The following is a 24,693-nucleotide window of genomic DNA, read 5'->3' as shown; positions in this document are numbered from 1 at the left end:
ACCGTCCCGGTCGACCCGCGCCATCTCGGCCTGTGCCGGACGGCCGGATTCGCCGCACCAGTACTGGCCGACCACCATCACCATGCAGGGGGAACCTGGCTCGGCACCGACACCTCGCTCGGCGGGCCCCCGTCTCCATGGATCGGCACGACCTAGCAAGGCGGCCACGAGGAACATTCCATGCTGTCCGGCGCCTTCGCCGATCCGGCCTTACGTGCCCGCTGGGCCGCCTACGACGAGTGCGCCGGCAGATGGAATTCCGCGCGGCTTGAGGTCCTTGGCCTCGGCCAGCAAGCCTAATGCCGACTCCCCGGCGGGGATCTTCTGCGGATCTTGACCATACTACGTTCAAAGAAGTATGGTCGCGCTCGCAGTCAAGATCCCCCTTTGCTGGAGGCAGCTCATGAACTTAGGCGGCACACTCGCCTCGGCCCTCCTTGCCGGCACGATGATCGTGGCACCATCGCCGGAACGCCCGGCGCCCGCCATGGCGGACGGCGTCGTCACGTTGATCACCGGCGACCGCGTCGTGGTCACCGGCACGGGCGTGCGCGTGCAACCCGGTCCTGGAAGGCGGACGGGATTCGCCCGCCAGGTGATCGGAGGCCACCTGAACGTGATCCCGTTCGACGCCCGTCCCCTACTCGCCCAGGGAGTGCTGGATCCCCGGCTGTTCGACGTGACGCAACTGCTGCAATGGCGGTACAGCGACGCCGACCGGCCCGACATCCCGGTGATCGTCCAGTCCGCGGACGTGCCCGGGGCCCGGCGGCTCACCGGGCTCGGCATGTCCACCCTCCGGATCCCGAAGAAGAACGCCGCCCAGACCTGGAAAGACCTGACCGGCCAGGGCGCCCGCGCGCTGACCGCCGGCAAGTCGAAGCTCTGGCTGGATGGCCTGCGCCCCTGGTCCCTCGACCACAGCACCAAGCAGATCGGCGCCACCGAAGCCTGGAAGCAGGGCATGACCGGCAAGGGCGTCACGGTGGCCGTGCTCGACTCCGGCTACGACCCCGACCATCCCGACCTCAAAGGTGTGGTCACCCATGAACGGAATTTCTCCAACGAGCCCGACATCCGCGACAACGTCGGACACGGCACACACGTCGCCTCCATCGTGGCCGGAAACAACGCGCAGTACCGCGGCGTCGCCCCGGACACGAACCTCGCCGTCGCCAAGATCGGCGGCCGCTTCGGCGCCCAGGACTCCTCGATCCTGGCGGGCATGGAGTGGGCGGCGACCGAAGTCAAGGCCAAGGTCGTCAACATGAGCCTGGGCAGCCCCGACGTCCCGGAACTCGACCCGGTCGAGCAGGCGCTCAACACGCTGTCCCAGCAGACGGGCACGCTGTTCGTCGTCTCCGCCGGCAACGGCGGCGGACCGGCCTCGGTGTCCAGCCCCGGCAGCGCCGACGCCGCCCTGACAGTCGGCTCCGTCGACGACACCGACCAGATCGCCGGCTCCTCCAGCCGGGGCCCCCGGGAAGGCGACCACGCGATCAAGCCGGACATCACGGCCCCCGGTGTGCGCATCATGGCCGCCGAGGCGAGCGGCACGCACGTGGAGCACAGCGGCACCTCGATGGCCGCTCCGCACGTGGCCGGAGCCGCGGCGATCATGGCCCAGCGGCACCCCGACTGGACCGGCCGCCAGCTCAAGGCCGCCCTCATCGGCAGCGCCGTCCCCACCACCGGAGCCACGCCGTACGAGCAGGGCAGCGGCCGCGTCGACCTCGTGCGGGCCCTGGCCCAGCCGGTCGTGGCCGAGCCCGCCAATGTGTGGACCGCCTTCCCCTGGGACAGCCAGGACGAGCGGGTCTCGACCAAGGCCATCACGTATACCAACACCGGCGACACCCCCATCACCCTGGACCTCGCCACGCAGGGGGGTCAGGTGCTGAAGCTGTCGACGCAGCGCCTGGAGGTGCCCGCCAACGGCACGGCGTCCGTCACGCTGACCATCGACGCCACCGGCAAGGCCCCGGGCGACTACCCCGGCGCCGTCACCGCCGTCTCGGCCCAGGGCGAGATCCGCACGCTGGCCGGCGCGTACGTCGAGCCGGAGTCGTATGACGTTACCATCAACACCATCGGCAGGGAGCCCGGTGAGCTCTTCATCTACTCCGAGCTCTACGACCCCGCGACCGGCGCCGCACGGACGCCGGTCTTCAAGGACGGCACGGCCAGGATGCGCCTGCCGAAGGGCCAGTGGAACCTCTACGCCGACCTGTCCGGTCCCACCACGCTGACCCTCACCCACACCATCATCCGCGTCGGCAACAGCGACCAGACGATCACCCTGGACGCCCGCCAGGGCCGCCCGGCCCGCTTCGCCATCGACGACCCGGCGGCCACGGCCAGGAAGACCGTCGACTTCACCATCGGACTCGGCACCTGGTCACTCGGCTGGCGGACCTTCCTCGACGTCAACCAGGAGCTCTACGCCGTCCCGGTCCGCACGGAAGGGCTGCGCTACCACCTGAGGTCCGTGTGGGACTCCGCCGGCGGCGTCCTTTACGACCTGGTCGACGCCCGCACCGGCGGCATCCCGGCGGACATCGGGCAGCGAGCCAGGCGCGCGGACCTGGCCAAGGTGGAGGCGGCCTTCGTCGCCTCCGGAGTCGCGGCCCAGGGCTCGCCACACTTCTCCCCGAGGTTCGGCGACCAGCCGGGGAACGAGTTCTCCGACACACTCCAGCAGGACGTGACGCTCCCCGCCGCCGCCACCTACTACCGCACTCCCGGGCTCACCTGGGACAGTTCCTGGGAGGCGGGCACGCTCCGGGTGTGGGACGTCGGCAAGGTCAGTAAGCGTGGCACCGCCAAGGAGGTGTGGAACGCCGCCGTGGCCGGCCCCTCGTTCGCGCAGCCGAACGGCAGCCGTACAGCCGACCAGCTCTCCTTCGAGGCGAGCCGGCTCTTCGCGGACGGCGTCAAGGGCCGCACCGGCGTGGACGACGCAGCCACCGGCATGGCCACCCTCGCCAGCGGCGGCCGGACGATCGCCGAGACCACGCTGTCCGGCTGCAGGTTCGGGATCTGCGAGCTCACGGCCGCACTGCCCGCGCAGCGGGCGGAGTACACACTCACCACGTCGATGCGCAGGCAGGTCCCGCACTCGCTGCTGTCGTCGAGCGTGGAGACAGCCTGGACGTTCACCTCCGAGCGGACCTCCGGGGCCAAGCCGCTCCCGCTGCTCGCCGTCCGCTACGCGCCGGAGGATCTCGACGCCTTCAGCCGGGCCCGTGTCGGCACGGTGACCAGGGTGCCCGTCTGGGTGGAGCGTAATCCCGGTGCGCCGCAAGCTCGGGTGACGTCGCTCAGGCTGGAGATGTCCGTCGATGACGGCGCGAGTTGGGTGCCGGTGCCCGCCGTCGCGGTCGGATCCCGCTGGATCGCCGCCGTGCCCAACCCGCGCACGGCCGGAAGCGTCTCGGTGAGGGCGACGGCCACCGACACCTCGGGCACTACCGTCAGGGAGACCATCGTTCGCGCCTACGCCGTCAGCTGATCGACCCGGAATCGGGAAGGGGCCGTGGCACGGAGCAGGAGTGCTCAGCGGACGGCCCTGTCCCACCGTCGGCGCACTCTGCGATCAGGGACCGGGGAGTGCGCCGCGGCCGTTCCCATCGACGTCGCTGCCGTCAGCAAGCCGGCGGTGCGTAATCCACCAGTGGTCGCGACGCCAGCAGGGCCGGTCCTGATGACGGCGACCAGGACGGCCGATCCGACCGCGCTGGATCTGCCGGGTGGTGAAGGCCATGGCAGAGGCGATGCCTTGACGTTCCGGTGCGATGAGTTCTGGTCCACCAACGAGCTGACCATCAACTGGAACTCGGCGCACGGCTCGTGGCCCGGCGGCTTCACCGGCCAGATCGCGATCGAGAACACCGGCAAGGAGAGCGTGAACGGCTGGACCCTGAGCTGGTCGTTCCCTGGCGGCCAGCGGGTCACGGTCCGTGACGTTCGGTTTTGTCGGCACGCACCGCCTCGGGGCCCAACTCCGCCCCGGAGGTCTTCCGCTGTCTGGCGCGCTTGCAGATGTCAAAACGGCATGGGGAATGTCAGCGGACCTGGCAGCAGGCCATCGGGCGCAGTGGCCAGGTTCGGCGCCACCGAGCACGCCGGTCGCCTCGCCGTTAGGCGCGTCGAAGCGGTGGACGTAGACGGTGGCGGTGCTCATCTGCAACCAGACCCGAGGCGGCCGTACGGCGGCCCGCGAGCGCCTCGGCGGCTGGAACGCGTTCACAGACGGGCACGTGCCTAGGAGCCCTGGTCGCCGACCAGGGCCGCGAATCCGTCCAGATTTGAATGGCTGAACTTCCTGGGCCGCTACAACTTCTCCCTGCCCGAAGCCGTCCGCGAAGGCAACTTCCGGCCGCTACGCACCCCCGGCCAGCAGTAACCCCCGGGGGTTCGGGGACTGTAAGAACAACGGTGTAACTCCTGATCACGGAGGACACACCTGATGAGTACTGTGATCCAGGCATCGACGGAGATCGACCTGGAGGACGCCGCGGTGGCGCGCAAGAAGCCGGAGGACTCGACGGACAGGGAGCTGGTGGCCCGGCTCGTCGATCAGGCCCGGGCCGAGGGCATGGAACTGGTCGGTGAGAACGGGCTGCTGGGCCGGTTGACCAAGCTGGTGCTGGAGTCCGCGCTTGAGGGCGAGATCACCGACCATCTCGGCCACGACAAGCACGAACGCTCTGGCAACGAGACCGGTAACACCGCAACGGCAGCCGATCCAAGACCGTCATCACCGACGTCGGGCCCGTGGAGATCACCGTGCCGCGGGACCGGGACGGCAGCTTCGAACCGAAGATCGTCCGCAAGCGGCAGCGGCGCCTGTCCGGGGTCGATGAGATGGTCATCTCGCTGGCCGCCAAGGGCCTGACCACCGGGGAGATCTCCGCGCACCTGGCCGAGGTCTACGGCGCCGAGGTGTCCAAGCAGACCATCTCTGCCATCACCGACAAGGTGCTGGAGGGGATGGCAGAGTGGCAGAACCGGCCGCTCGACCTGGTCTACCCGGTGATCTTCATCGACGCCATCCACGTGAAGTTGCGCGACGGCCAGGTCGCCAACCGGCCCATCTACGTGGCCATGGCCGTCACCATGGACGGCGAGCGCGACATCCTCGGGCTGTGGGCCGGCGACGGCGGCGAGGGCGCAAAGTTCTGGCTGCACGTGCTGACCGAGATCAAGAACCGCGGCGTGGCCGATGCGCTGATGGTGGTCTGCGACGGCCTCAAGGGCCTGCCGCAGGCCATCGAGACCGTCTGGCCTCAGGCCGTCGTGCAGACCTGCGTCGTTCACCTGCTGCGCGCCTCGTTCCGGTATGCCGCTCGCCAGCACTGGGACGTCATCGCCAAGGCGCTCCGGCCGGTCTACACCGCTCCGACCGAGGCCGCCGCGCTGGAGCGGTTCCTGGAGTTCGCCGAGACGTGGGGTGGCAGGTATCCGGCGATCGTGAAGTTGTGGGAGGACGCCTGGGCCGAGTTCGTGCCTTTCCTCAATTTCGACACCGAGATCCGCCGGGTGATCTGCTTGACCAATGCCATCGAGTCGGTCAACGCGCGTATTCGGCGGGCGGTCAAGGCCCGTGGCCACTTCCCGAACGAGCAGGCCGCGCTCAAGTGCGTCTACATGGCGATCATGAGCCTGGACCCGACCGGCAAGGGCCGCAAACGCTGGATCACCCGCTGGAAAGCCGCTCTGAACGCCTTCGCTATCACCTTCGAAGGCCACCTGACCCCGACAACCCGATAACTAATCAAGATCGAGAAACACCGTTCTCTAGACAGTCCCTCCCGTGATTACGCCGATGGCCGGGGCGGGACGCCCTGGCCGGGTAGCAGGTCGGCCAGGGCGGTTCGCACGGCCGCCCGGCTTACCCCATGAGCCCGTGCCAGGGCCGCGATCGAGGTGCCCTCGCCGAAGGCTGCCCGTACGTCCTCGCGCCGGTCACCGTCCAGCGCGGGCGGGCGGCCGCGGTAGCGGCCTTCGGCCTCGGCGGCGGCGATCCCCTCGACGGTGAGCTCGTTCTGGATGTCACGCTGAAACTGGCCGACGGCGGTGATCACGTTGATGATGACGGCGGTGGTGGCGTCGCCTGCGGCCAGATCGTGGAAGTTCGACAGCGGCCCGGACAGGACGCGCAGGGCGACGCCGCGGGCCTGGCACCAGTTGCGGACGGCGTGGATGTCGAGCAGGTCGCGGCAGAGCCGGAACAGCTCCGAGACCGTCAGGGTGTCGCCGGGGTGCGCCTTTGCGGCGATCTTGCCGAACGCGGGCCGGTCAAGGGCGGGGATCTTGGAGGTGGTGGCGGGGTCCTCGAAGAGGAGGACGCCGTCGGCAGGCCGCAATCCCTCGGCGACGCCTTCGGTGCGCACGAGAAGGCCGGCCTCGGTGAGGATGTGGCGCTGCCGCAGCAGAGACTGGGTCGCGGTGGAGACGCGGGAGTAGACGATCTGCACCGAGCTCTCCTCAAGAAGGGGTGGGAGCCCGATTCTTCTGTCGGAAAATCCTGTCGTCAATTCGTGTGCGAAACCGGCCATCTGACGTCACGGTTCGTCGCTCGATGTCCGGTTTCCGGGAGGGCTGCGGAACCCGATCAGAGGGTGTCGGTAAATCATCATTTGAGGACACCGAAGGCTTCGGCCCGTGTGCACTTGGCTAGGGCCGCGACCTCCAGGTGTAGGGCGCAATGGCCGCAGTGTCCACGTCGGTGTCGGGCCAGCAGCGGCGCAGCACCTCGGCCGTCGACCGGCACCAGGCGGCGAAGTGGGGGAAGACCCCGTAGGCATCCGCGGTGCGCGCCCCGGCTTCCAGGCCCGCCACCAGCTGGATCCGGGAGTCGTCGCCGGGCTCGCGCGCTTCCCGCTTGCGCAGTTCGTTGGAGCGGATCGCCGTCCAGACCACAGCCGCCGAGGCGAGGCCGAACCCGAACCGCCGGTCGTCCTCGGCTTCGGGGATGCCGCGCCCAAGGGCAGTGCGGAACGCAGCGATCTGGCGCTCCCCGCAGACCGCCATCCACAGTGAGCCGGGGACGGCGAACCCGGCCGCGGCAGTGAGCGCATGGCGGAAGCCCGCCCCCTCAAAGTCGATCAACCGACCGTCGCCGTCTGGCATGGTGAGATAGTTATTCGCCTCGGGGTCGCCGTTGGTGAAGGCCAGGAACGGCCCGGGCTCGGCGAGTTCGGCCCCAGCGGCCCGCAGGTCGCGCTCCGCTGCGTCCGGCATCGGGACACCGAACTCCGCGGCCCGCTCGGGCGCGGTGCGCCACAGCCCGGTCCAGGCGTGCTCTCCGTCGCCGAGTTCCTGCGCCGGGGTGCCCAGCTCGGCGCGGCGCGTGGCGAAGTCCGCGGCGCGGCCGGCGGAGGCGGCGGCGATCTCGCCCTCGGCGGCGGCGAAATCGGTGAGCCGATCGTCTAGCTCCGGGGTGAGGCCGTTGTGGCGCAACAGACGGGCAAGCTCGGTGCGTGGGCCGAGGTCCTCGATCACCAGCATCTGGGTGTCGGGTTCCGCCGCGAGCAGCCGCGGCCCCAGGTGGGCGAGGCCCAAGTCCTTGTCGAGCAGCTCCAACGCGGCGCGCTCGCAGCGCATCAACTCCGCGGCGGAACGCAGGCCGTAGCCGCCGGGACGCGGGCGCTTGACGATGATAGGGGAGCCGTCGGCGAGGTTGGCGCGGAGCACCCAGGGGTGCCCGTCCAGCTCCTCCAAGCGGACGACGGGGACAGCGAGCAGATCCTCGATCTCGGCGACGACGACGGCATCCACGGGTGAAGGCATCGGCGGATTATCGCACGCTTGCGTCATATTCAAGATCACCCACGCTAACCTGCTGGGCCTTCGTGAGCGGAGGGCCGATCAGAACCTACTTTGGGGCTGGGGCCATGTTCGGGAGCGGAGGGCCGATGGGACAGCCGGCGCTACAACACCCAAACAGTCCGTCTGACGGGGGACGGTCGGCAATCGCCGTTATGGCCCTTGCACGTGGAGCGGACGGCCAAGGCCGAGCAACTGCGTACCTTCCCGCGGGTAGGCCCGTGGGCCGCACCCGCGGGCCTTACCTTCTCCTGCTCCTGCTCGGGGTCCACGCCCTCGACCGTCCCCCGCACCCGTGAGCCTCACCAGGCCGGGCTGAGGCAGAGCCGCCCTACCTGATCCCCACAAGAACAATTCGGCAATCCGCGCCGACCGGCCGTTGTCCTGTCTTGCTTGAGGGGTGACACTCTGGCCTCGCTTGATGCTTGACACCTTGATCGTCATTCGCCCCCAACCTGCTCCCCTCGATCGTCGATTATCCCGTCGGCCACGACCGTGCACGGCGACCAGGACCACGTCTACCATCTCGGACACGGCGAGGTGCGGGCCGTCGCTATCCCGGACGCGGTGCTACACGTCGTGCCCGGCACAGGCCACGTCATGACGTCGCCTGGCCTTCCCGCGGAGGTCGCCGACCTGATCCGTCTGTGACCCGCTCCCACCACCCCAGGCCGGGACTCGCCGAACAGGTTCGCCGAACGGGCCGGGCGGCGAGGGCTACGGGCGCTCGGGCGTCCCCAGCAGGCCACGGTTGTACGCCTCCGCCACCGCCGACGCGCGGTCGTTGACGTCGAGTTTCGCGTAGATGTTCAGCAGGTGCGTCTTGACCGTGGCCTCGGTGATGAACAGCCGGACGGCCGCCTTGCGGTTGCTGTGGCCGGCCGCGACCAGCCGTAACACCTCCAGCTCGCGCTGGCTCAACGGCCCGGTCGAAGGCGCCGGGGTGCGGAGCCGGCTCACCAGGCGGGCGGCCACCGACGGCGAGAGCACGACCTCGCCGCGCGCGGCCGAGCGTACGGCACGGACGAGCTCCTCGCGCGGCGCGTCCTTGAGCAGGTAACCGGTGGCGCCCGCCTCGATCGCGGGCAGCACGTGGCTGTCGGTGTCGTACGTCGTCAGCACCAGTACCCGGGCCGGCACGCCGCGCGTGGCCAGCTCGCGAATCGCGGTGACGCCGTCCATGCCCGCCATCCGCAGGTCCATCAGGATGACGTCCGGTGCGAGGGCCTCGGCCAGCCGGACGGCCTCGGCCCCGTCCGACGCCTCCCCCACCACGACGAACTCGGGATCGCGGGCGAACATGCTGCTCAGCCCGTCACGCACGACAGGGTGGTCGTCGACCACGAGCAGCCTGACGGCGTCACTCATGTGCCTGCCTCCGGCGTGTCCGCGGGCAGACAGGCCGAGATCCCGGTCCCGCCGCCCACCTCTGATTCGATTCGCAACGCGCCCGACAGCGCCTCGATCCGCTGCCGCATCGCCACCAGCCCGAAGCCCCCGTCGTGACCGGCGCGCACGTCCGGGTCGAAGCCGGGGCCGTCGTCGCGGACGTCGAGCACCACCTGCCGATCCATATAGGAGAGGGTGAGGCCGACGCGGGTGGCGGTGGACGCGTGCTTGAAGACGTTGGCCAGCGCCTCCTGCGCGACCCGTAACAGGGCGACCTCGGCCTGCGGGGGCATCGTCCGGGTCTCGCCGGTGACGGCCACCTGGACCGGAAGGCCGTGGCGTGCCGACCACTTGGCCGCGACCTCGCTGACGGCGTCGGCCAGACGGCCGGACTCCAGGGGTTCGGGGCGCAGCTCGTCCACCGAGCGCCGCGCCTCGGTGAGGCTCTCCCTGGCCAGCGCGGTCGCCGCCGCGTGGTGCCGCCGCCACGCGGACGGGTCGTCGGCCGCCTGCTCGGCCGCCTGCAACTGCGTGACGATGCCGGTCAGGCCCTGGGCCAGGATGTCGTGGATCTCCCGCGCCATCCGGGCCCGCTCGTCCAGGACGCCGGTCTCGTGAGCCTGCTCGACCAGCCGCTCCTGGAGTGCCGCGTTCTCGGCCAGGGCCGCGGCCAGCCGGGCGTTGGCCGCCCTGCTCTCGCGCAGCGCCGCCTCCCGCGCCGCGTAGTAGCGTGCGCCGACCTCGCTGAGCCAGGCCATCAGGCACATCGGCACGACGTTGACGGCCAGGACTCCCAGATACTCCAGCAGGCCCATCCAGGTGCCGACGTCCAGGCCGGCCGACTGCGCCGTGCCCGCCACCACCGCGACGCCCGCGATGAAGTACAGCTCACGCGGCCAGCCGATGATCCGGAAGGCGTAGAAGTACAGCGCGGGCGTGTAGACGCCGAACCACGGATCGCGGACGACCATGACCAGCCCGAACAGGTTCAGGCCCGCGATGAACACGCTCATCACGCCGACTCGCCCGCGCCACTGCGGGTGCAGCGTGAAGAGCACGAGCTTCCACACCGTGGCTGCCGCGCAGAGCGCGAGGTCGAGGGCGAGCGAGCCCGGCTGGTCGTGCTTGACGACGATCGTCAGGGCGGCCATGACGGCCAGCAGCACGTACGGAACCACGGTGACCATGGGAAGGAGCCGTCGCTCCCAGCCAGCCGGCGCGGCCATCCGCCAATTGTCCATCGCTCACCTGCTCCCAGAACAATCTAGCCGCAGCCGTCGAGACCCCCGCGCCGCTGGAAGCGCCGTCCGCCGCCGTCGAGACTCCCGCGCCGCTGGAAGCCGTCCGGCGCCCTCGGGTCGGCGCGCTCCTGCGCCGCCTCGTCGATCGACGCCTTCAGCGCCGGTCCGCCGGCCGCCGGTTGAGCTGGACGACCACGGGCAGCAGGAGCAGGCCGCAGACACCCTGCTCCAGCTTGAACCAGAGCGGGAACAGGCCGGGCAACGCGATGATCACCACGATCGCGACGAGCATGATCGAGGTGACGATCCGCAGCCGCAGCAGCATCGTCTGCGCACCCTTGGCCCCGCGTACCGCGAAGAACCATGTGACCAGCGAAGCGACGGCGACGAGCGTGCCGCGGATCCACACCGAGTCGGGGACCATCGCCGCGTCGTTCCGGAACACGACCATCGTGACCAGCGTCAGCACGCTGACCAGGACGTACCCTCTGACCAGCCACACCATGTTGCGCATCTCGACCATCTCCGTCCTTGGTGCTCGCCGACGGGATCCAGCGTCGCAACGGAGGCCCTCTGCGCGGATCGCCCGATCCTCCGAGTGGGCGGTGGATTCGGGTGACCGTTCAGGTGGTGGAGCCGATCAACCGATCGGTGGAGCACGCCCTCACCGAGCACTCCGTGCCGAGACGGCTGCCACGGACGCGAAGACGGTGAGCGCTCAGCTCATGCGGGCAAGGTCCATTTCTGGTCAGCATTGTCGGTGCGGCTCCAGACCTGCGACAGAGTGCCGTCGGCCGAGCTCTGACCGCCGCGGCGGAGAGAGGGTGTGACCGAGGTTCAATCGAGACATGACGATGCCCTTCCGGCCGGTATTCGGCCAGCTCTACGACCCTACGCGCCAGCCTCTGCCCGAGGCCACATCCTGGCGGTTGTCGCCGCAGGATGTAGAACTGCTCATCGCGGTGCCTGGGCCGTCGGCCGAGGAGGTGGCGGCCACGCGCGGCCAGGCAGGGCGGGGCTCGGTTCGCCGGCATCGAGCGGCCCCGGTTTACTCGCAGCTGATTTGCGGCCCGTGGCATGGGCCTGAGCGGAGGAATCCCGCTTAGAGTGGCGGGGATGGCCAAACTGGCCGGCTTGCTCGTCCCGGGCGGGCGCGTGCTGCTGTCCCTTCGTCACGGCCCCGTCCCCGCGGGCCGCCGCATGTTCTCCGTCTCCGCACGGGAGACGATCGATCTGGCTGACACCCATGGCCTTGAGCTGATCCATCGCGCTGAGCGCGTCGATCCCCATGACCGCCAGGACGTCGTGGACCTGGCTGGCGTTCCAGACGGCGGCCCACTCGACGGCCTGAACCGTTGCGGTAGAAGCTGGGTCCTTCCGCCGGACGGTAAACGCCTGGATGCCGTCGCCGGTGATGATGGCGTTCACCCCCGAGCTCCGTGAATCCAGTCGGCGCGGCTGGGCGGCCGCCGGGTGCCGTGCCGTGCCGCGTGTACTCCGCAGCACCATGGCGCCTGGCGCAGGCTGCAGCGCCGCGGCAGAGGCATGTCCCGCCGGCCGGGGTCCATGGCGTCGCTGTTGATCATGGAGTTGGAGCCGAGCGGCCACCCAGGTCACCGCCGCTGAGACCCGCCTGCAGGTCACCCGAGAGGAGCTGCAGCAGGCGCGCGGCCAGCTTGCCGCCGCCCAGGCCGCCACCGGTCTGGCGCTGCCCGAGCTGACCGATTTGAGCGACGACCTCGGCGATGGGGTGCACGGCGTGGCGCTGCCCGACGCCGGCATCGAGGCCGTCGCCCGGCACCCGGATGGCGCCGTGGTGCTCCACTGCCACGACAGCCAGATCCGGCTCGGAGACCCGGAGCACTCACCCGCCCACGGGCGGGCTCTGGCCATCGCGATCCTGGCCATCTCCTCCGGACTTCCCTGATCACCCCCATCAGGGAACCCACGCCGATCATCTTCTCCCCGCTACCGCGTGATCCCCGTGAACGAAGGGAGATCTCCCAGATGACTACCAACAAGCGGCCTGACCCGCTCGAGGACGGTGCCCCACCGGATAGGCCAGAGCAGCCGGATTGGACCCCACGACTGGCCGAGCGTGCGGTCCTGGCTGATGCCACGCTCGCAACGCAGGGCAAGATTCCGGTCACGGTCGTGCACGGCCCCCTGACTGTGACGAGGGCGTGCGGACCCGGCGCTCCAACGTCTTCGACATCGCCAGGGGCTCGCCGCTCAAGCACTGCAACCTGAACCTGCTCGGTCGCTACAGCTTCGCCGCCTCAGCCCCGGCCGCCGGCGCCCTGCGCCCACTGCGCGACCCGGACGCCCAGGAGCTCGGCGGCTGGCCGAGCGGGAGGGCGCCCTGACGCGGTAGAAGGCGGGTTCCGGGGGCGGTGGTGGCGCTGGCTGTAGTGCGGAGACACCCACGTGTGGGATCGATCGCGAGCCGGCCGCGCCGACATGCTGGTGACATCGCAATCACGCCGTCAAGGGAGTTTTCCGTGTCTCAGCATCCTGCCCTCACCTTCCGCAGCGCCGCGGCGGTCCTGGCCCTCGCGCTGGCCACCGTGAGCCCGGCGGCCGCCGACGCCGCTCCGCCGAACCAGCCGGGCGACCTTGTACAAAAAGCGCTGGACGAACTGGTCGGCGGCGGCGAGTTCGCCGGCGCGCTGGCCGCGGTGAGGGAACCGGGCGGAGGCGGCCGGGACTACACCGCAGGCGTCAGCGACCTGGCCACGCGGGCGAAGGTCCCGGTCAACGGGCAGGCACGGATCGCCAGCGCCACCAAGACCTTCACCGCCGCGGTCGTCCTGCAACTGGCCGGCGAGGGCAAGGTGGAGCTGGACGTACCGGTCGAGACGTACCTGCCGAGGCTGGTACGCGGCAAGGGAAACGACGGCCGCCTGATCACCGTCCGCCAGTTGCTCCAGCACACCTCGGGCCTGCCGGAGCACGGCAGGGCCATCGCGGGAACGTTCTTCGAGACCCGGCACCGCTACTTCGAGCCCAGGGACCTGGTCGATCTGGCTCTGACCCGCAAGCCGCAGTTCGGTCCCGGCAACGGCTGGAGCTACAGCAACACCGGGTACGTCCTGCTCGGCCTGCTGGTGCAGAAGGTCACCGGCCGGCCGATCGGCGTGCAGATCACCGACCGGATCATCAGGCCGCTGGGGCTCGATGACACCTACTGGCCTCATGCCGGCGAGCAGCGGATCCGGGGCGCCCACCCCAGGGCCTACAAGTCCAGGACCGGCAGGCCCGGTGGCGAGCCGGTGGACGTGTCGGAGATGGATCCGTCGCGCGGATGGGCAGCCGGGCAGCTGGTCAGCACACCGCGGGACGTCAACCGGTTCCTGGGCGCGCTGCTGGGCGGCAGACTCCTCAAGCCGGCCATGCTGGAGCAGATGAAGCAGACCGTCCCGGTGCCCGGGGCCCCACGCGGGTGGGGGTACGGCCTCGGGCTGACGAAGATCGCGCTGAGCTGCGGCGGCCTCGCCTGGGGGCACCCTGGTGACGTCGGCGGGTACTCGACCCGCGACGGCATCACCGAGGACGGCCGGTCAGCCACCGTCGTCGCGACCGAGAAGGCCCTGACGGCAGAGGCCGACAAGCACCTCGACTCCGCCCTCGACACCGCCCTCTGCGCCGGAGGACGGCCGGGAACCCGCTGAGCGGCAAGGCCCCGGGTCAGGCCCTGAGGTGGGCGAGCACGGCCAGGACCCTGCGGTGGCCGCTCTCGGAGGGCTGCAGGCCGAGCTTGGCGAAGATGTTCCTGATGTGCTTGTTGACCGCCCCCTCGCTGATCACCAGCCGCTCGCTGAGGTCGGTGTTGGACAAGCCCTCGGCCATGAGCGCGAGCACCTCCCGCTCGCGGGCGGTCAATGCGTGGAGGGGATCGCCGGCCCGGCGGCGGACCAGGAGCTGGGCGATCACCTCCGGGTCGATCGCGGTCCCGCCCCCGGCCACCCGGTACAACGCGTCCAGGAAGGACTGCACCTTGCCGACGCGCTCCTTCAACAGGTAGCCGACGCCCACGCCACCCTCGCTGAGCAGGGCGGAGGCGTAGGTGTCCTCGACGTAGGAGGACAGCACCAGCACGGGCAGCCCGGGCCGGGCCCGCCTGGCCTCGATCGCCGCACGCAGGCCCTCGTCGCGGAAGTCCGGCGGCAGCCGCACGTCCACGATCAGCGCGTCGGGCTCCTCGGCCGCGACGGCGGCGAGCAGGTCGGCGGCGTTGTCGACGGCGGCCGGCACCTCGACGCCCTCGGCGGCCAGCAGCAGCGCCAGCCCCTCGCGCAGCAGCGCGTCGTCCTCGGCGATCACAACCCGCATGGCAACTCCACTTTCAACAGGGTCGGCCCGCCGGGCGGGCTCGTCAGGGTGCTCCGGCCGCCGAAGGCGGCGGCTCGGTGGTCGATTCCGGTCAGGCCGCTGCCGGCGCCGCTCTCGGCGCCGCCCACGCCGTCGTCCTCGATCTCCACGGTCAGCAGGCCGCCGTCCAGGTGCACGCGCACCGCCGCCTTGCCGGCGCGGCTGTGCTTGGCGACGTTGGTGAGCGCTTCGGCGACGGTGAAGTAGGCGGCCGCCTCGACGGCCGCGGGCAGGCGGGGGAAGCCGGCGGTCTCGACGGCGCAGGGGACGGGGCTGCGCGCGGCCAGCGCGGTGAGCGCGCCGTCGAGCCCGTGTTCGGTGAGGACGGGCGGATGGATGGCCCGGATGGCGTCACGCAGGTTGACCAGGGCGTCGGAGGCGGCCTCCTGGGCGCGTACGGCCAGCTGCCGGGTGCCGTCGGGAGCGGCGGTCAGGGCACGTTCGAGCATGCCGAGGTGCATGACGACGGCGACCAGGCGGTTCTGCGTGCCGTCGTGGAGCGTGCGCTCGATGCGCCTGAGCTCCTGCGCGTGGGCTTCGAGCGCCGAGGCCCTGGCCGCGGTCAGCATCGCCACCTGCTGCGCCAGCCGTACCCGGCCCACGGGTTCGAGCAGGCGGCGGCTGAGCCGTCCGGACAGGGCGGCGGCGGCCGGCAGGACCAGGCAGGCCACGCCCAGATAGCCCGCGGCGACGAACGGGCCGGTCAGCGCCAGCGGCCAGGAGTCGATGGCGTAGCCGAGCACCGACGGCGGGCTGCCCGGCGTGAGCCGCCACCACAGCGGCAGGGTGGCCGCGTTGAGCGCGGCCAGGGGCAGGCCGAGCGCCAGGAAGCCGAGCACGATGCCGGTGAGGCCGTGCGCGAGGAGCCAGAGCACCTCCCGCGGTGTGGCGGGGTCGCCCACGGCCGCGCGCACGCGTACCGGCAGTGGCCCCTCCAACGGCAGGTACGGCGGAGCCGGCACCCCCAGACGGCGGCGCTGCCACCCGGACAACCGCCTGACCAGACGCGTCACCGGCGGGATCAGGGGCAGGCCGACCCCCGCCAGGCTCAGCAGCACGACGCAGACGACCAGCCAGAACAGCGGCAGCGCGAGCAGCGCCGCGCCGGACCCGCGCAACAGGAAGAGCGCGGCGTTCCGCGTGGTCGTCAGGACGTTCATGGCCGACATTCTGCACATTCTGCATGGTGGTGCCCGCACCACCATCAAGACGCCCATCGGTGGGATGTCGCCCCCTCACCCCTCGCTCCTACGTTTGGTGCGGTCCAGGAGAGATCGATGGGGGGCTGCGTTGGCGGTTCGGGTGGAGGAGCTCCACAAGACATACGGGAAGGTGACCGCGCTCGACGGGGTCACGCTGGAGATCGCCGACGGCGAGTTCGTCGCGATGATGGGCCCCTCGGGCTCGGGCAAGAGCACGTTGCTGCACTGCGCGGCCGGGCTCGACACACCGAGCTCCGGCCGGGTGCTCCTGGGCGGCGTGGAGGTGACGGCGCTGGACGAGCCGGCCCTGGCCGCGCTGCGCCGGGAGCGGATCGGCTTCGTCTTCCAGGCCTACAACCTGCTGCAGGCGCTCGACGTCGCCGACAACATCACCCTGCCGCTGCGCCTGGCCGGCCGCCCGGTGGACGAGGCGAGGCTCATGGCCATCGCGTCCAGGGTGGGGCTCGGCGCGCGGCTGGGCCACCGCCCGGCCGAGCTGTCCGGCGGCCAGCAGCAGCGGGTGGCGCTGGCCAGGGCGCTGATCACCGATCCCGAGGTGGTCTTCGCCGACGAGCCCACCGGCGCGCTGGACACGCGGACCGCCCGCGAGGTGCTGACGTTGCTGCGCGAACTGGTGGACGAGGCCGGACAGACCCTCGTCATGGTCACCCACGACCCGGTCGCCGCCTCCTACGCCCACCGCGTGGTCTTCCTCGCCGACGGGCGGCTGGCGGGCCAGGCGCTGCGGCCCACGCCGGAGCGGGTGGCCGAGCGCATGACGCAACTGGGCGCGTCATGACCGACCTGATCTGGAAGCTCCTCAAAGCCGACAAGGCGGGCCTGGCCGGCGCGTTCGCCGCCCTGTTCGCCGCCTCGGCGCTGCTGACCGCCTGCGGGCTGATCCTGCAGTCGGGCCTGGCCGCCGGGGTCCAGGCCGAGCGGTACGCCGCCGCCGACGTCGTGGTGAGCGGCCCCGACTCGGTACGGGTGACGATCGGCGGGGAGAGCGAGACCGAGCCGCTGACCGAGCCCACGACTCTGCCGAGCGCCCTGCTCGAACGGGTGGCCGCGGTGCCGGGCGTGCGCGCCGCCGTCCCCGACCGGGGCTTCCCGGTCGATCTCGTCAGCGGCGGCGGCTCGCCGGCCGCCACCGGGCACGGCTGGTCCACCGCGCCGCTGGCCCCGTTCACCCTCGCCGCCGGGCACGCCCCCGGCCCCGGCCAGGTCGTCGTGGACGCCTCCGCCGGGCTGCGGCCGGGCGATCGCGTCACCGTCGTCGCCGGTACGGCTCCCGCCGCCGCCTACCGCGTGGCCGGTGTCGTCCGCGGCGGCCTGCGCCGCCCGCTGGTGCTCTTCCCCGACGAGGAGGCCATCCGCCTGTACGGCGGGCCGCGGACGCTCGACGCCATCGGCGTGCTGGCCCGGCCCGGCAGCGACCCGGAGGAACTGGCCGGGCGTCTCAAGGAGGCGCTCGGCGACTCCGTCACCATCGCCACGGGAGAGGCGCGCGGCCGGGCCGAGTTCGGCGACGTGCGGAAGGCGCGCTCCGACCTCCAGGAGCTGGCCGCCTCGCTGATCGGCAGCGTGGTCGTGATCGCCGGGCTGGTGCTGACCGGCGCGCTCTCGCTCACCGCCCACCGCAGGCGCCGCCAACTCGCGCTGCTGCGGGCGGTCGGCGCGAGCTCGCGGCACGTCACCAGGATGATCGCCGCCGAGACCGCCGCCGTCGCGCTGCTCGCGGGCCTGTTCGGGTGTCTGCCCGGCGGGCTGCTGGCTGCGCTGCTCCTCGACGCGCTGCGTCTGGTGGGCCTGACGCCCGATGACTTCGAGATCTCCGTGGGGCCGGTCCCGATGCTGGCCGCGGTCGCCGCCTGCCTGCTCGTCTCGCAGGCCGCCGCCTGGGCGGTCGGACGCCGGGTGCTGCGGCCGCTGCCCGCGCAGGCGCTGACCGAGGTGTCGGTGGAGCCGGCCCGGTTGCCGGCGGTCCGGCTCGCCTCGGGCGTGCTGCTGCTGATCATCGGTGTCGCCGCGTCTTTGGTGCCGCTGTGGTGGAACAGCGTGTACGCGGTGGCGCTCGCGGCCGGCCGCGGCCTGATCATGATCATCGCGTTGAGCGTGCTCGGACCGCCCATCGTGCGGCTGGGAACCAGGATGCTCGCCGGACGGCTGCGCCGGAGGTACGGGGCGGCGGGCCATCTGGCCGTGGCCAACAGCCTCGCCCACTCACGGCGGCTGGCCGCGACGGTCTCGCCCATGGTTCTCGCGATCGGCTTCGCGCTCCTGCAGATCGGCCTGCCGGCCACGACCGCCGCCGCGGCCCGGCGCGATCTGGAAGGGGGCACACTGGCCACGCACACCCTCACCGGCGGTGAGTGGGGCCTGCCGCCCGGCGTGCGCGCGGATGCCGCCGGACTGCCCGAGGTACGGGCGGTCACGCCGATCGTGCGCACCCGCGTCTACGCCGCGATCCGCCTGCTCGACAGCCCGGAGGTGCTCGACTACCAGGCGCAGGCCGTCGATCCGGCGGGGCTCGCCGGCACTGTCGACCTGGGGGTGGAGGCCGGGTCGCTGGCCGGGCTGCGTCCGGGCACGGTGGCGATCAGCCGGGCCGCCGCGGGCACGCTGTCGGCGAAGGTCGGTTCGACGCTCACCCTGTACCTGGGGGACGGAACGCCGTACCGGCCACAAGTGGTGGCGATCTACCGCCGCGGCTCGGGCTTCGGCGATCTCACGCTGCCGCGCGCGGTGGTGCCGGCGAGCCGTGATGACGCCGTCCTCGTGCGCGCCGGCCCGTCGGCCGATCTGGGCGCGCTCGTACGGGCGCATCCGGGGCTGGTGGTCAGCGACGGCGCGGCCATGCGGGCTGCCCAGGAGGAGGGCGAGGCCGCCGCGATGCTCGGCGGGCTGCTTCCACTGCTGCTGGTCTTCGGCTATCTGGCGGTGTCGGTGGCCAACGCCCTGATCCTGGCGGTCACCGAGCGGACCAGGGAGTTCGCGCTGCTCCGCCTGGTCGGGGGCGACCACGGCCAGGTCATGCGGATGCTGCGCGCCGAGTCGGTGCTGACCGTCCTGCTCGCGGTCGGCATCGGGACCGCCGCGCCGCTCCTGCCGCTGACGATGATCGCCTACGGCCTGACCGGGCTGCCGTTGCCCACCGTCCAGCCCGTGACCTACCTGGCAGTGGTCGGCGCCACCTCGGCGCTCGGCGTGCTGTCGGTGCTCGTCCCCGCGCGGATCGCCCTGCGAACGCGTCCCGTCCAGGCCCTCAACGGCCGCACCTGACAAGGAGATCGACATGACCGAACCCCGCTGGACGCCGCCGAAGCAGAGGCGGCAGTGGCCCTGGACCCTGCTGGCGATCGTCGTCGTCGCCGTCGTGATCAACGTGGCCCTGACCATCTGAGCGGGAACCTCAGATGGACAAGCATGCCGTGCATCGGCTCGCCGAACTGCTCACCCGGCAACCTTCTCCCGACCCCGGCCGGGCCGCCGACGCCCCCACCGCAGACCCCGGCCGCGCGCAGCCACACGATCTGCCCAGCCACGACTCCAGCTGCCCGGCGGACTCCGGGCAACAGGAACCCGCTCTGGCAGCAGCCAGGGCCGGCGAGCCACCGCCTGTGGGGGCGGCACCCGCTCCCCTGTTCACCGACACCGCGGCGGCAGCTGCGGCACAGTCGCATGAGTCTTGACGTAAAGGACGTCCCCCGTGCCCCTACACCGAGAATCCCGGGCCCGACCACTGGTCGCGTGCCCAGCCGAGCGTGGCCGAAGGGTTCTGCCCCGAGTGCCTGCAGCCCCTCACCTCCCGAACCATGACCGTATCCACGCCGGACGGCCAGCCGCGGCGGGCCACGATGCCCGAATGCGCGCACTGCGACGTGGAATGGATGCCCCGCCACCTGTTCGAGCCGGGAGCCCAGGAATGGGTGCGCTTCCAGCGCATGGACAACGTCCTGGACACGGTGCGCGGGCGAGACCAGCCCGATGCCGAAGCCTGAGTTCGCGCTGGCATCCGCTCGGAACGACAAGTCTCCATGGACATCTTGAAGAGAAGGTGAACGTGCCTGACACCGACCTCGCGCCCTGTCAGGTCTGCGGCGAAGCGCTGGATGCCTGCACCGAGCAGCGACGGCTGACCTTCGAGCGGTGCTGCCCCGCGTGCCGGGCCCGGGACACGCACACGGCGGCCGCGCACCAGGCGGGCCACGACGACGGCTCACGGAGCCGTGCCGAAATGGCCCTGATCCGCACGCTGGCCGACATCGACGACGGACATCTGAGCCTGTGGATCCGTGGCCGCTTCTTCGACGAACACACCGGCCGGCCGCTCGATCCCCGCAGATCGAAGTCGTTCCGGACCGGCAGCCCTACCACGGGGTTCCCGACCCGGGCTGCGCCTGGTGGAGCACCCTGGTGGACAGGGGCCGCTGGGAGATGCCCGTCCCCGGCAGCTACCCCATGCGGTACCGGGTGTCTGAGACCGGGCAGGCCGCCTTGCAGGCCGCCCACCGTGATGGCATCGTGCGGCAGTGCCCGCCGCACTTTGCTGATGGTGGGGAATCACCAGCCCGTCATCCGGTCCCTCCGAAAGGATGACCTCAGAGATGGACAGCGAGAGTACGATCATGACTAGAGGCACGGTGAAGTTCTTTCTGCCTGAGAAGGGTTGGGGAGCGATCTCTTCTCCTGACCTTCCGGCAGATCGTGATGCGTTTGTGCACTTCAGCGATATCGCGGCGAGTGGGCGTCGCGTTCTGGAGGCAGGTGACGAGGTCGAATTCGACGTCGTCAAACGGTCACAGGACAGCTTCGATTACGTGGCCGAGAACGTCCGCCTCCTGTAGGGGAGGACGAGTGGCGACGGCCAGCGGGCGAATCAAGCCTCTCCAGTCATCACAGGCCGACCAGAGACGCGGGTGGCGAGTACTACGCCGCGCGCCGCGCCACGGACTCCTGGGTGTTGCTCACGTCCGTGGGTGCCATGACGAGCGCGTAGCCGATGTCGAGGTGGTGGTGAGCAGGCTCGTCGCTTCCTGGCTGCGCCAGTACGCGACCGCGCCTTCGTCATGGTGGCTCCCCGGACGCGCACCGCGGGGCGGCAGATCGTCACGGAGAGGGTCCAGCCCGCACGCCAGACCGTCGCACGATTCGGGGCTCTACCCCTGCCGACGCCGCCCGTGTTCTGGCGGGGCATGCGATGGCTTGCATACCTCCAAGGGGCGGCTGTGCACCGGTGATCTGCACGGATCATGAGTGGGGTCGGGGGCGTTCGCGACGTCGGTGATCGCGATGTGGGTGTCCCGAGCGCAATAACCTCTGGGCTGCGGCGGTCATGCTGACGGTCGCTGTAGTCTCGTTCGGCTCCGAGGCGATCACCGCGCGAACGGAAGCTCATCGGCCGCTCACCGTCTCCTGGGAACCTCAGCGCTGTGGAGACTCGCCTCGGGCTTCGCGGTGGCGATGGCTGCAGCGGCGATGCTGGGGTGATGGGTGTTGCTACTCGGGCTTGTCTGGTCGGGACTGAGTGGACGGCCGGCCCGCCCACATGACCGGGCAGGCCCTGCGCAAGATACTGCTCAAACGCTTCGAACAGGCCGCCCAGAGCGAGCCCACGATCGCCGGGAAGAAGGTCGCGCCGCACGACTTCCGGCGCACGTTCATCGGCGACCTGCTCGACGCCGGCGTGGACCTGGCCACCGCGCAGGCCCTCGCCGGGCACGCCTCACCGACCACGACTGCCCGCTACGACCGGCGGCCGAAAGCCACCCGCCGTGCCGCGGTCAAACGGCTACGCTTGCCCAACCGGCCCCCACAGCCAGGAGCTGACCAGTGAGCTACCGCAATCGTGCAGATTCTTCCTGGGGGGCCCGCACAGCCTTAGCGCTGGCCGCGATCCTTGCGTCCGCTGCGGCGGGCGCGGCGGGCGCGGCCCTCGCCTCCGCCCGAACCTCAACGCCCAGCCCTCCGCCAGCCCCCGCCCCCGAACCCGCGCAACCCCCGCCACCGGCCACGTCCCCGCCTCCGCTACGACGCAGACGACTGCTGCGAACGCTCGGCCTCGTCCTCCTCCTCGCCAGCATCGCAGCCGCAACCTGGGCCGCCCTCAACCCCCTGCTGCTGGCCTGGACGCGCTGGACCCTCGGCACCCTGGCAGCGGGCGCCACCATCTGCCTGGTCATCGCGCTCCTGATCGGCCCCGCCGCCCGCTACTTGTCCGGCGAACGCACCCCGATCACCGAGACCGAACGCAAGCAGATGACCGTCACCGAGCGCATCGAAGCGCTCAACGCCGCCCGCCACACCCTGATCCAGGCTGCCACCGGCCTCGTCGTCATCGGCGGCGTAGCCTTCACCGCCCTCGGCCTCTGGTACACCGCCCGCACGGTAGAGACAGCACAGCAAAGTCAGATCACCGACCGCTACACGAAGGCCGTCGAACAGCTCGGCTCAGAGAAACAGGACGTGCGTCTGGGCGGCATCTACGCACTCCAGCGCCTCGTCGGCGACTCTCCACGCGACAGAGACACCGTGCGCAGCGTACTGTCTGCCTACGTCCGTGGCCATGATGTCTGCGCCCTTCCGGCTGACCAGAAAAAACTCCCCCCGTCCTGTACCGTCAAGAGCTTGGACAAGCTGGTCAAGTTATCGCGTTCTAGGCCAGAGGCGGACGTGGCCGCAGCACTCACCGTCGCCGTCGATCTGGCACGCGGCAGCGAAACTGCCCTTGACTTCACTCAAGTGCGCTTCCCTGCCACAGAGTTTGGAGCCGAACACTTGTCGCACGTCCTCCTGGGCGAGGCTGACCTGCGTCACGCGGACCTGTATGGCGCGAACCTGAGTCGCTCGTACCTGTTCAGGGCGGACCTGCGGAGGGCAGAGCTGACTAAAGCGAACCTGCGCGGAGCGTTCACGATATATGCGAACCTCAGCGGCGCGAATCTTGCCATCGCGAACCTGAGTGACGCGACCATGCCGTACACGGATCTGCACGGCGCGGACCTGTCCGGGGCGAACCTGCGCGGAGCGATGCTGAGCGCAGCGAACCTGCGCGGAGCGAACCTGCGCGGAGCGCACCTGCGCGGCACGAAGCTGGCCAACGCGGACCTGCGCGGAGTGGAACTGCGCGGCTCGGGCCTACAGGGCGCAGACCTGACCAGCGCAGACCTGCGCGGAGCCAATCTAGGCCGTGCGGACCTGAGCGGAGCCAACCTGTACAAAGCTGATCTACGGGGCACGGACCTGCGCGGTATTGAGGGCATCGTAGAGAAAGACATACGCGCGGCTGCAACCGTTGACGACCAGACACGGTTCGGGCCGTTATCGCGCGATGAATACCTTAAGGAGAAGTGACGGTCGAGGTCGTGCTCGATCCTCAGGGCCATGTTCTCCTGCCGACCGAGGATGACGAGATCGTGGACAGGCCCTAACCGCCCAAGCCCTCGCCGGTCACGCCTCCACCACTACGACCGCCTGCTACGGCCGGCGGCCGAAAGCCACCCGCCGAGCCGCGGTCAAGCGGCTACGCTTGCCGAGTAGTTCCCCCGCAGAGCCCGGCGCAGGCGAAGATTCCACGTAGCAGGGGCACGGGCCACTTCCCACGCTGTTGGAGGCTGTCATGGGCAAACTGCCCCCTGAAGATTCGCAAGAGAATTGGCCCCTGCTCGCCCTTCCAGAAGATCGGGACCCGTGCCTGGGACACCTGGACCTTAGCTACAACGGGTCCGACGACTTCCATGCATACAAGGAAGTCGTCAAGCGGCACACAGGTCCTGACCTCAGTCGCGTGTCGAGGATCCCCCCGGTGCAGGGCTCACCAGCACCTTCCGACAGCCAGCTCAGGAAGCTGATCAAGCAGCTGAGGAGCCGGTTGGTGGCCCCCATCTTTAGCTCCTCAGACGAGGCCTTGCCGCTCGTCATCGTCTATCTGGAGTCACGGGACGACGACGCCGCACTAGACCAGGTCAAGAAGGCGATCCGCGAGCTTGGTGGGGAGATCCGCGACTCCACGCCGATCGTCCGGGGCAGCGTCTGGCAAGCCTTCGTGGCGGTCTTCAAGCGTGAGGCCAGACCGGAGCTCGCGAACGGGGCTGGCGAGTACGGGGCAGCGGCCATCAAGAACAAGGTCTACGGGGAGACCCAGGCGTCGATCAACAAGACCAACGCCGAAGCGCTTCAGGTCATGCTGAACTCCATCGGCGACGTCGAAAACGGCCTCATCCTCCTGGGGAACCTCCTTGCCCTACGGGTTGACGGCATCCCCTACGGCATAGAACTGACCCCTGCCGAAGTGCGTATTCTTCAGGCACGACCGGACCTTCAGCGCAGGCCCGCTGACCTTCACGCGCTCCTCTTCACGGGGGGCGTGGCCAACCTGCCGTGCGAGCCCCATATGGCGATCGAGCAGGCGTCACAGGGCGAGGCGGGATAGCGCGGCCCGTCTCGCCGCCGGCCTGGGCGCATAACCTCCACCACTACATGCCTCGGTGACCTGCGCCCACCGAACACTCCAGCGCATCAGCGACCAGCGCACGGCATGACGATGGGCGGCTGTTGACCAGCGTCCTAGTACTACAGCGAGGCTTTGAGATCTGTAGCGTGTAAACATGCCAGATGACTTAACCGCTGCTGATCTGCGGGAGTGGGTTACGGGACTGGAT

The 24,693-nt window shown here is 70.4% G+C and carries 20 protein-coding genes and 1 pseudogene; 14 read left to right on the top strand and 7 right to left on the bottom strand.

Annotation, left to right across the window (positions count from 1 at the left end; genetic code table 11):
- Nucleotides 1–403: 403 nt before the first annotated feature.
- The 3 genes and pseudogenes from ABZ459_RS50870 to ABZ459_RS50860 all read left to right on the top strand — a co-directional run bounded on the left by ABZ459_RS50870 (nucleotide 404) and on the right by ABZ459_RS50860 (nucleotide 5,772).
- Complete coding sequence (locus tag ABZ459_RS50870) at nucleotides 404–3,511, top strand: S8 family serine peptidase (protein WP_357988193.1); 3,108 nt, start codon at nucleotides 404–406, stop codon at nucleotides 3,509–3,511.
- A 192-nt stretch (nucleotides 3,512–3,703) separates the two neighbouring features.
- Complete coding sequence (locus ABZ459_RS50865) at nucleotides 3,704–4,267, top strand: cellulose binding domain-containing protein (RefSeq protein ID WP_357988264.1); 564 nt, start codon at nucleotides 3,704–3,706, stop codon at nucleotides 4,265–4,267.
- Nucleotides 4,268–4,468: 201 nt separating this feature from the next.
- A pseudogene (locus tag ABZ459_RS50860) lies at nucleotides 4,469–5,772 on the top strand (IS256 family transposase).
- 47 nt (nucleotides 5,773–5,819) lie between these two features.
- Here the strand turns inward: ABZ459_RS50860 and ABZ459_RS50855 are convergent.
- The 5 genes from ABZ459_RS50855 to ABZ459_RS50835 all read right to left on the bottom strand — a co-directional run bounded on the left by ABZ459_RS50855 (nucleotide 5,820) and on the right by ABZ459_RS50835 (nucleotide 10,983).
- Nucleotides 5,820–6,479, bottom strand: coding sequence for a recombinase family protein (locus ABZ459_RS50855; protein ID WP_357988190.1), 660 nt, complete (start codon nucleotides 6,477–6,479; stop codon nucleotides 5,820–5,822).
- Between the two features lie 199 nt (nucleotides 6,480–6,678).
- The gene (locus tag ABZ459_RS50850) at nucleotides 6,679–7,794 is read right to left on the bottom strand and encodes a hypothetical protein (RefSeq protein ID WP_357988187.1); all 1,116 of its coding nucleotides are present in this window, start codon (nucleotides 7,792–7,794) and stop codon (nucleotides 6,679–6,681) included.
- 753 nt (nucleotides 7,795–8,547) lie between these two features.
- Nucleotides 8,548–9,198 carry a response regulator transcription factor gene (locus ABZ459_RS50845; protein ID WP_357988184.1) on the bottom strand — a complete coding sequence of 217 codons (651 nt, stop codon included), beginning with the start codon at nucleotides 9,196–9,198 and terminating at the stop codon, nucleotides 8,548–8,550.
- Nucleotides 9,195–10,445, bottom strand: coding sequence for a sensor histidine kinase (locus ABZ459_RS50840; protein WP_357988180.1), 1,251 nt, complete (start codon nucleotides 10,443–10,445; stop codon nucleotides 9,195–9,197). The genes ABZ459_RS50845 and ABZ459_RS50840 overlap by 4 nt, the downstream gene beginning before the upstream one ends.
- 169 nt (nucleotides 10,446–10,614) lie before the next feature.
- Nucleotides 10,615–10,983, bottom strand: a complete 369-nt coding sequence (locus ABZ459_RS50835) for a hypothetical protein (protein ID WP_357988177.1) — start codon at nucleotides 10,981–10,983, stop codon at nucleotides 10,615–10,617.
- Between the two features lie 593 nt (nucleotides 10,984–11,576).
- Between ABZ459_RS50835 and ABZ459_RS50830 the strand changes: the two genes are divergently transcribed.
- The 4 genes from ABZ459_RS50830 (at nucleotide 11,577) to ABZ459_RS50815 (ending at nucleotide 14,131) form a co-directional block, all read left to right on the top strand.
- A complete protein-coding gene (locus tag ABZ459_RS50830) occupies nucleotides 11,577–11,903 on the top strand; it encodes a hypothetical protein (protein ID WP_357988174.1) in 327 nt (108 codons plus the stop codon).
- Nucleotides 11,904–12,186: 283 nt separating this feature from the next.
- Nucleotides 12,187–12,387: a hypothetical protein gene (locus tag ABZ459_RS50825; RefSeq protein WP_357988171.1), complete on the top strand. Its 201-nt coding sequence runs from the start codon at nucleotides 12,187–12,189 to the stop codon at nucleotides 12,385–12,387.
- A 256-nt stretch (nucleotides 12,388–12,643) separates the two neighbouring features.
- The gene (locus ABZ459_RS50820; RefSeq protein ID WP_357988167.1) at nucleotides 12,644–12,826 is read left to right on the top strand and encodes a hypothetical protein; all 183 of its coding nucleotides are present in this window, start codon (nucleotides 12,644–12,646) and stop codon (nucleotides 12,824–12,826) included.
- Between the two features lie 135 nt (nucleotides 12,827–12,961).
- Nucleotides 12,962–14,131, top strand: a complete 1,170-nt coding sequence (locus tag ABZ459_RS50815) for a serine hydrolase domain-containing protein (protein ID WP_357988164.1) — start codon at nucleotides 12,962–12,964, stop codon at nucleotides 14,129–14,131.
- Nucleotides 14,132–14,147: 16 nt separating this feature from the next.
- Here ABZ459_RS50815 and ABZ459_RS50810 read toward each other — a convergent pair whose 3' ends face one another.
- The gene (locus ABZ459_RS50810) at nucleotides 14,148–14,792 is read right to left on the bottom strand and encodes a response regulator transcription factor (protein WP_357988161.1); all 645 of its coding nucleotides are present in this window, start codon (nucleotides 14,790–14,792) and stop codon (nucleotides 14,148–14,150) included.
- Nucleotides 14,780–15,991, bottom strand: a complete 1,212-nt coding sequence (locus ABZ459_RS50805) for a sensor domain-containing protein (protein ID WP_357988158.1) — start codon at nucleotides 15,989–15,991, stop codon at nucleotides 14,780–14,782. The genes ABZ459_RS50810 and ABZ459_RS50805 overlap by 13 nt, the downstream gene beginning before the upstream one ends.
- Nucleotides 15,992–16,121: 130 nt before the next feature.
- Between ABZ459_RS50805 and ABZ459_RS50800 the strand changes: the two genes are divergently transcribed.
- The 7 genes from ABZ459_RS50800 to ABZ459_RS50770 all read left to right on the top strand — a co-directional run bounded on the left by ABZ459_RS50800 (nucleotide 16,122) and on the right by ABZ459_RS50770 (nucleotide 24,464).
- The gene (locus ABZ459_RS50800) at nucleotides 16,122–16,832 is read left to right on the top strand and encodes an ABC transporter ATP-binding protein (protein WP_357988155.1); all 711 of its coding nucleotides are present in this window, start codon (nucleotides 16,122–16,124) and stop codon (nucleotides 16,830–16,832) included.
- Nucleotides 16,829–19,315 (top strand): ABC transporter permease, encoded by a 2,487-nt coding sequence (locus ABZ459_RS50795; protein WP_357988152.1) that lies wholly within the window; start codon nucleotides 16,829–16,831, stop codon nucleotides 19,313–19,315. The genes ABZ459_RS50800 and ABZ459_RS50795 overlap by 4 nt, the downstream gene beginning before the upstream one ends.
- A 533-nt stretch (nucleotides 19,316–19,848) precedes the next feature.
- Nucleotides 19,849–20,034, top strand: coding sequence for a hypothetical protein (locus ABZ459_RS50790; protein ID WP_357988149.1), 186 nt, complete (start codon nucleotides 19,849–19,851; stop codon nucleotides 20,032–20,034).
- Nucleotides 20,035–20,640: 606 nt separating this feature from the next.
- A complete protein-coding gene (locus ABZ459_RS50785; protein ID WP_357988146.1) occupies nucleotides 20,641–20,880 on the top strand; it encodes a cold shock domain-containing protein in 240 nt (79 codons plus the stop codon).
- A 680-nt stretch (nucleotides 20,881–21,560) separates the two neighbouring features.
- Nucleotides 21,561–21,869, top strand: coding sequence for a site-specific integrase (locus tag ABZ459_RS50780; RefSeq protein WP_357988143.1), 309 nt, complete (start codon nucleotides 21,561–21,563; stop codon nucleotides 21,867–21,869).
- Nucleotides 21,866–23,386 carry a pentapeptide repeat-containing protein gene (locus ABZ459_RS50775; protein WP_357988140.1) on the top strand — a complete coding sequence of 507 codons (1,521 nt, stop codon included), beginning with the start codon at nucleotides 21,866–21,868 and terminating at the stop codon, nucleotides 23,384–23,386. Before ABZ459_RS50780 ends, ABZ459_RS50775 begins: the two co-directional genes overlap by 4 nt.
- Before the next feature lie 265 nt (nucleotides 23,387–23,651).
- On the top strand, nucleotides 23,652–24,464 hold the full coding sequence (locus tag ABZ459_RS50770; RefSeq protein ID WP_357988137.1) for a hypothetical protein: 813 nt from the start codon (nucleotides 23,652–23,654) through the stop codon (nucleotides 24,462–24,464).
- The last annotated feature ends 229 nt before the right edge of the window (nucleotides 24,465–24,693 follow it).

It is taken from the genome of Nonomuraea sp. NPDC005692, assembly GCF_040631115.1.
Taxonomy (GTDB): Bacteria; Actinomycetota; Actinomycetes; order Streptosporangiales; family Streptosporangiaceae; genus Nonomuraea.
This window is presented reverse-complemented; position numbering and strand designations above follow the sequence as displayed.

What these genes read in the sequence shown, in the direction of transcription:
- ABZ459_RS50795 (WP_357988152.1), top strand. Translation starts at nt 16,829, where the DNA reads ATGACCGACCTGATCTGGAAGCTCCTCAAAGCCGACAAGGCGGGCCTG.
- ABZ459_RS50865 (WP_357988264.1), top strand. Translation starts at nt 3,704, where the DNA reads ATGACGGCGACCAGGACGGCCGATCCGACCGCGCTGGATCTGCCGGGT.
- ABZ459_RS50790 (WP_357988149.1), top strand. Translation starts at nt 19,849, where the DNA reads ATGACCGTATCCACGCCGGACGGCCAGCCGCGGCGGGCCACGATGCCC.
- ABZ459_RS50835 (WP_357988177.1), bottom strand. Translation starts at nt 10,983, where the DNA reads ATGGTCGAGATGCGCAACATGGTGTGGCTGGTCAGAGGGTACGTCCTG.
- ABZ459_RS50870 (WP_357988193.1), top strand. Translation starts at nt 404, where the DNA reads ATGAACTTAGGCGGCACACTCGCCTCGGCCCTCCTTGCCGGCACGATG.
- ABZ459_RS50785 (WP_357988146.1), top strand. Translation starts at nt 20,641, where the DNA reads ATGGACAGCGAGAGTACGATCATGACTAGAGGCACGGTGAAGTTCTTT.
- ABZ459_RS50770 (WP_357988137.1), top strand. Translation starts at nt 23,652, where the DNA reads ATGGGCAAACTGCCCCCTGAAGATTCGCAAGAGAATTGGCCCCTGCTC.
- ABZ459_RS50805 (WP_357988158.1), bottom strand. Translation starts at nt 15,991, where the DNA reads ATGAACGTCCTGACGACCACGCGGAACGCCGCGCTCTTCCTGTTGCGC.
- ABZ459_RS50830 (WP_357988174.1), top strand. Translation starts at nt 11,577, where the DNA reads ATGGCCAAACTGGCCGGCTTGCTCGTCCCGGGCGGGCGCGTGCTGCTG.
- ABZ459_RS50840 (WP_357988180.1), bottom strand. Translation starts at nt 10,445, where the DNA reads ATGGCCGCGCCGGCTGGCTGGGAGCGACGGCTCCTTCCCATGGTCACC.
- ABZ459_RS50810 (WP_357988161.1), bottom strand. Translation starts at nt 14,792, where the DNA reads ATGCGGGTTGTGATCGCCGAGGACGACGCGCTGCTGCGCGAGGGGCTG.
- ABZ459_RS50850 (WP_357988187.1), bottom strand. Translation starts at nt 7,794, where the DNA reads ATGCCTTCACCCGTGGATGCCGTCGTCGTCGCCGAGATCGAGGATCTG.
- ABZ459_RS50845 (WP_357988184.1), bottom strand. Translation starts at nt 9,198, where the DNA reads ATGAGTGACGCCGTCAGGCTGCTCGTGGTCGACGACCACCCTGTCGTG.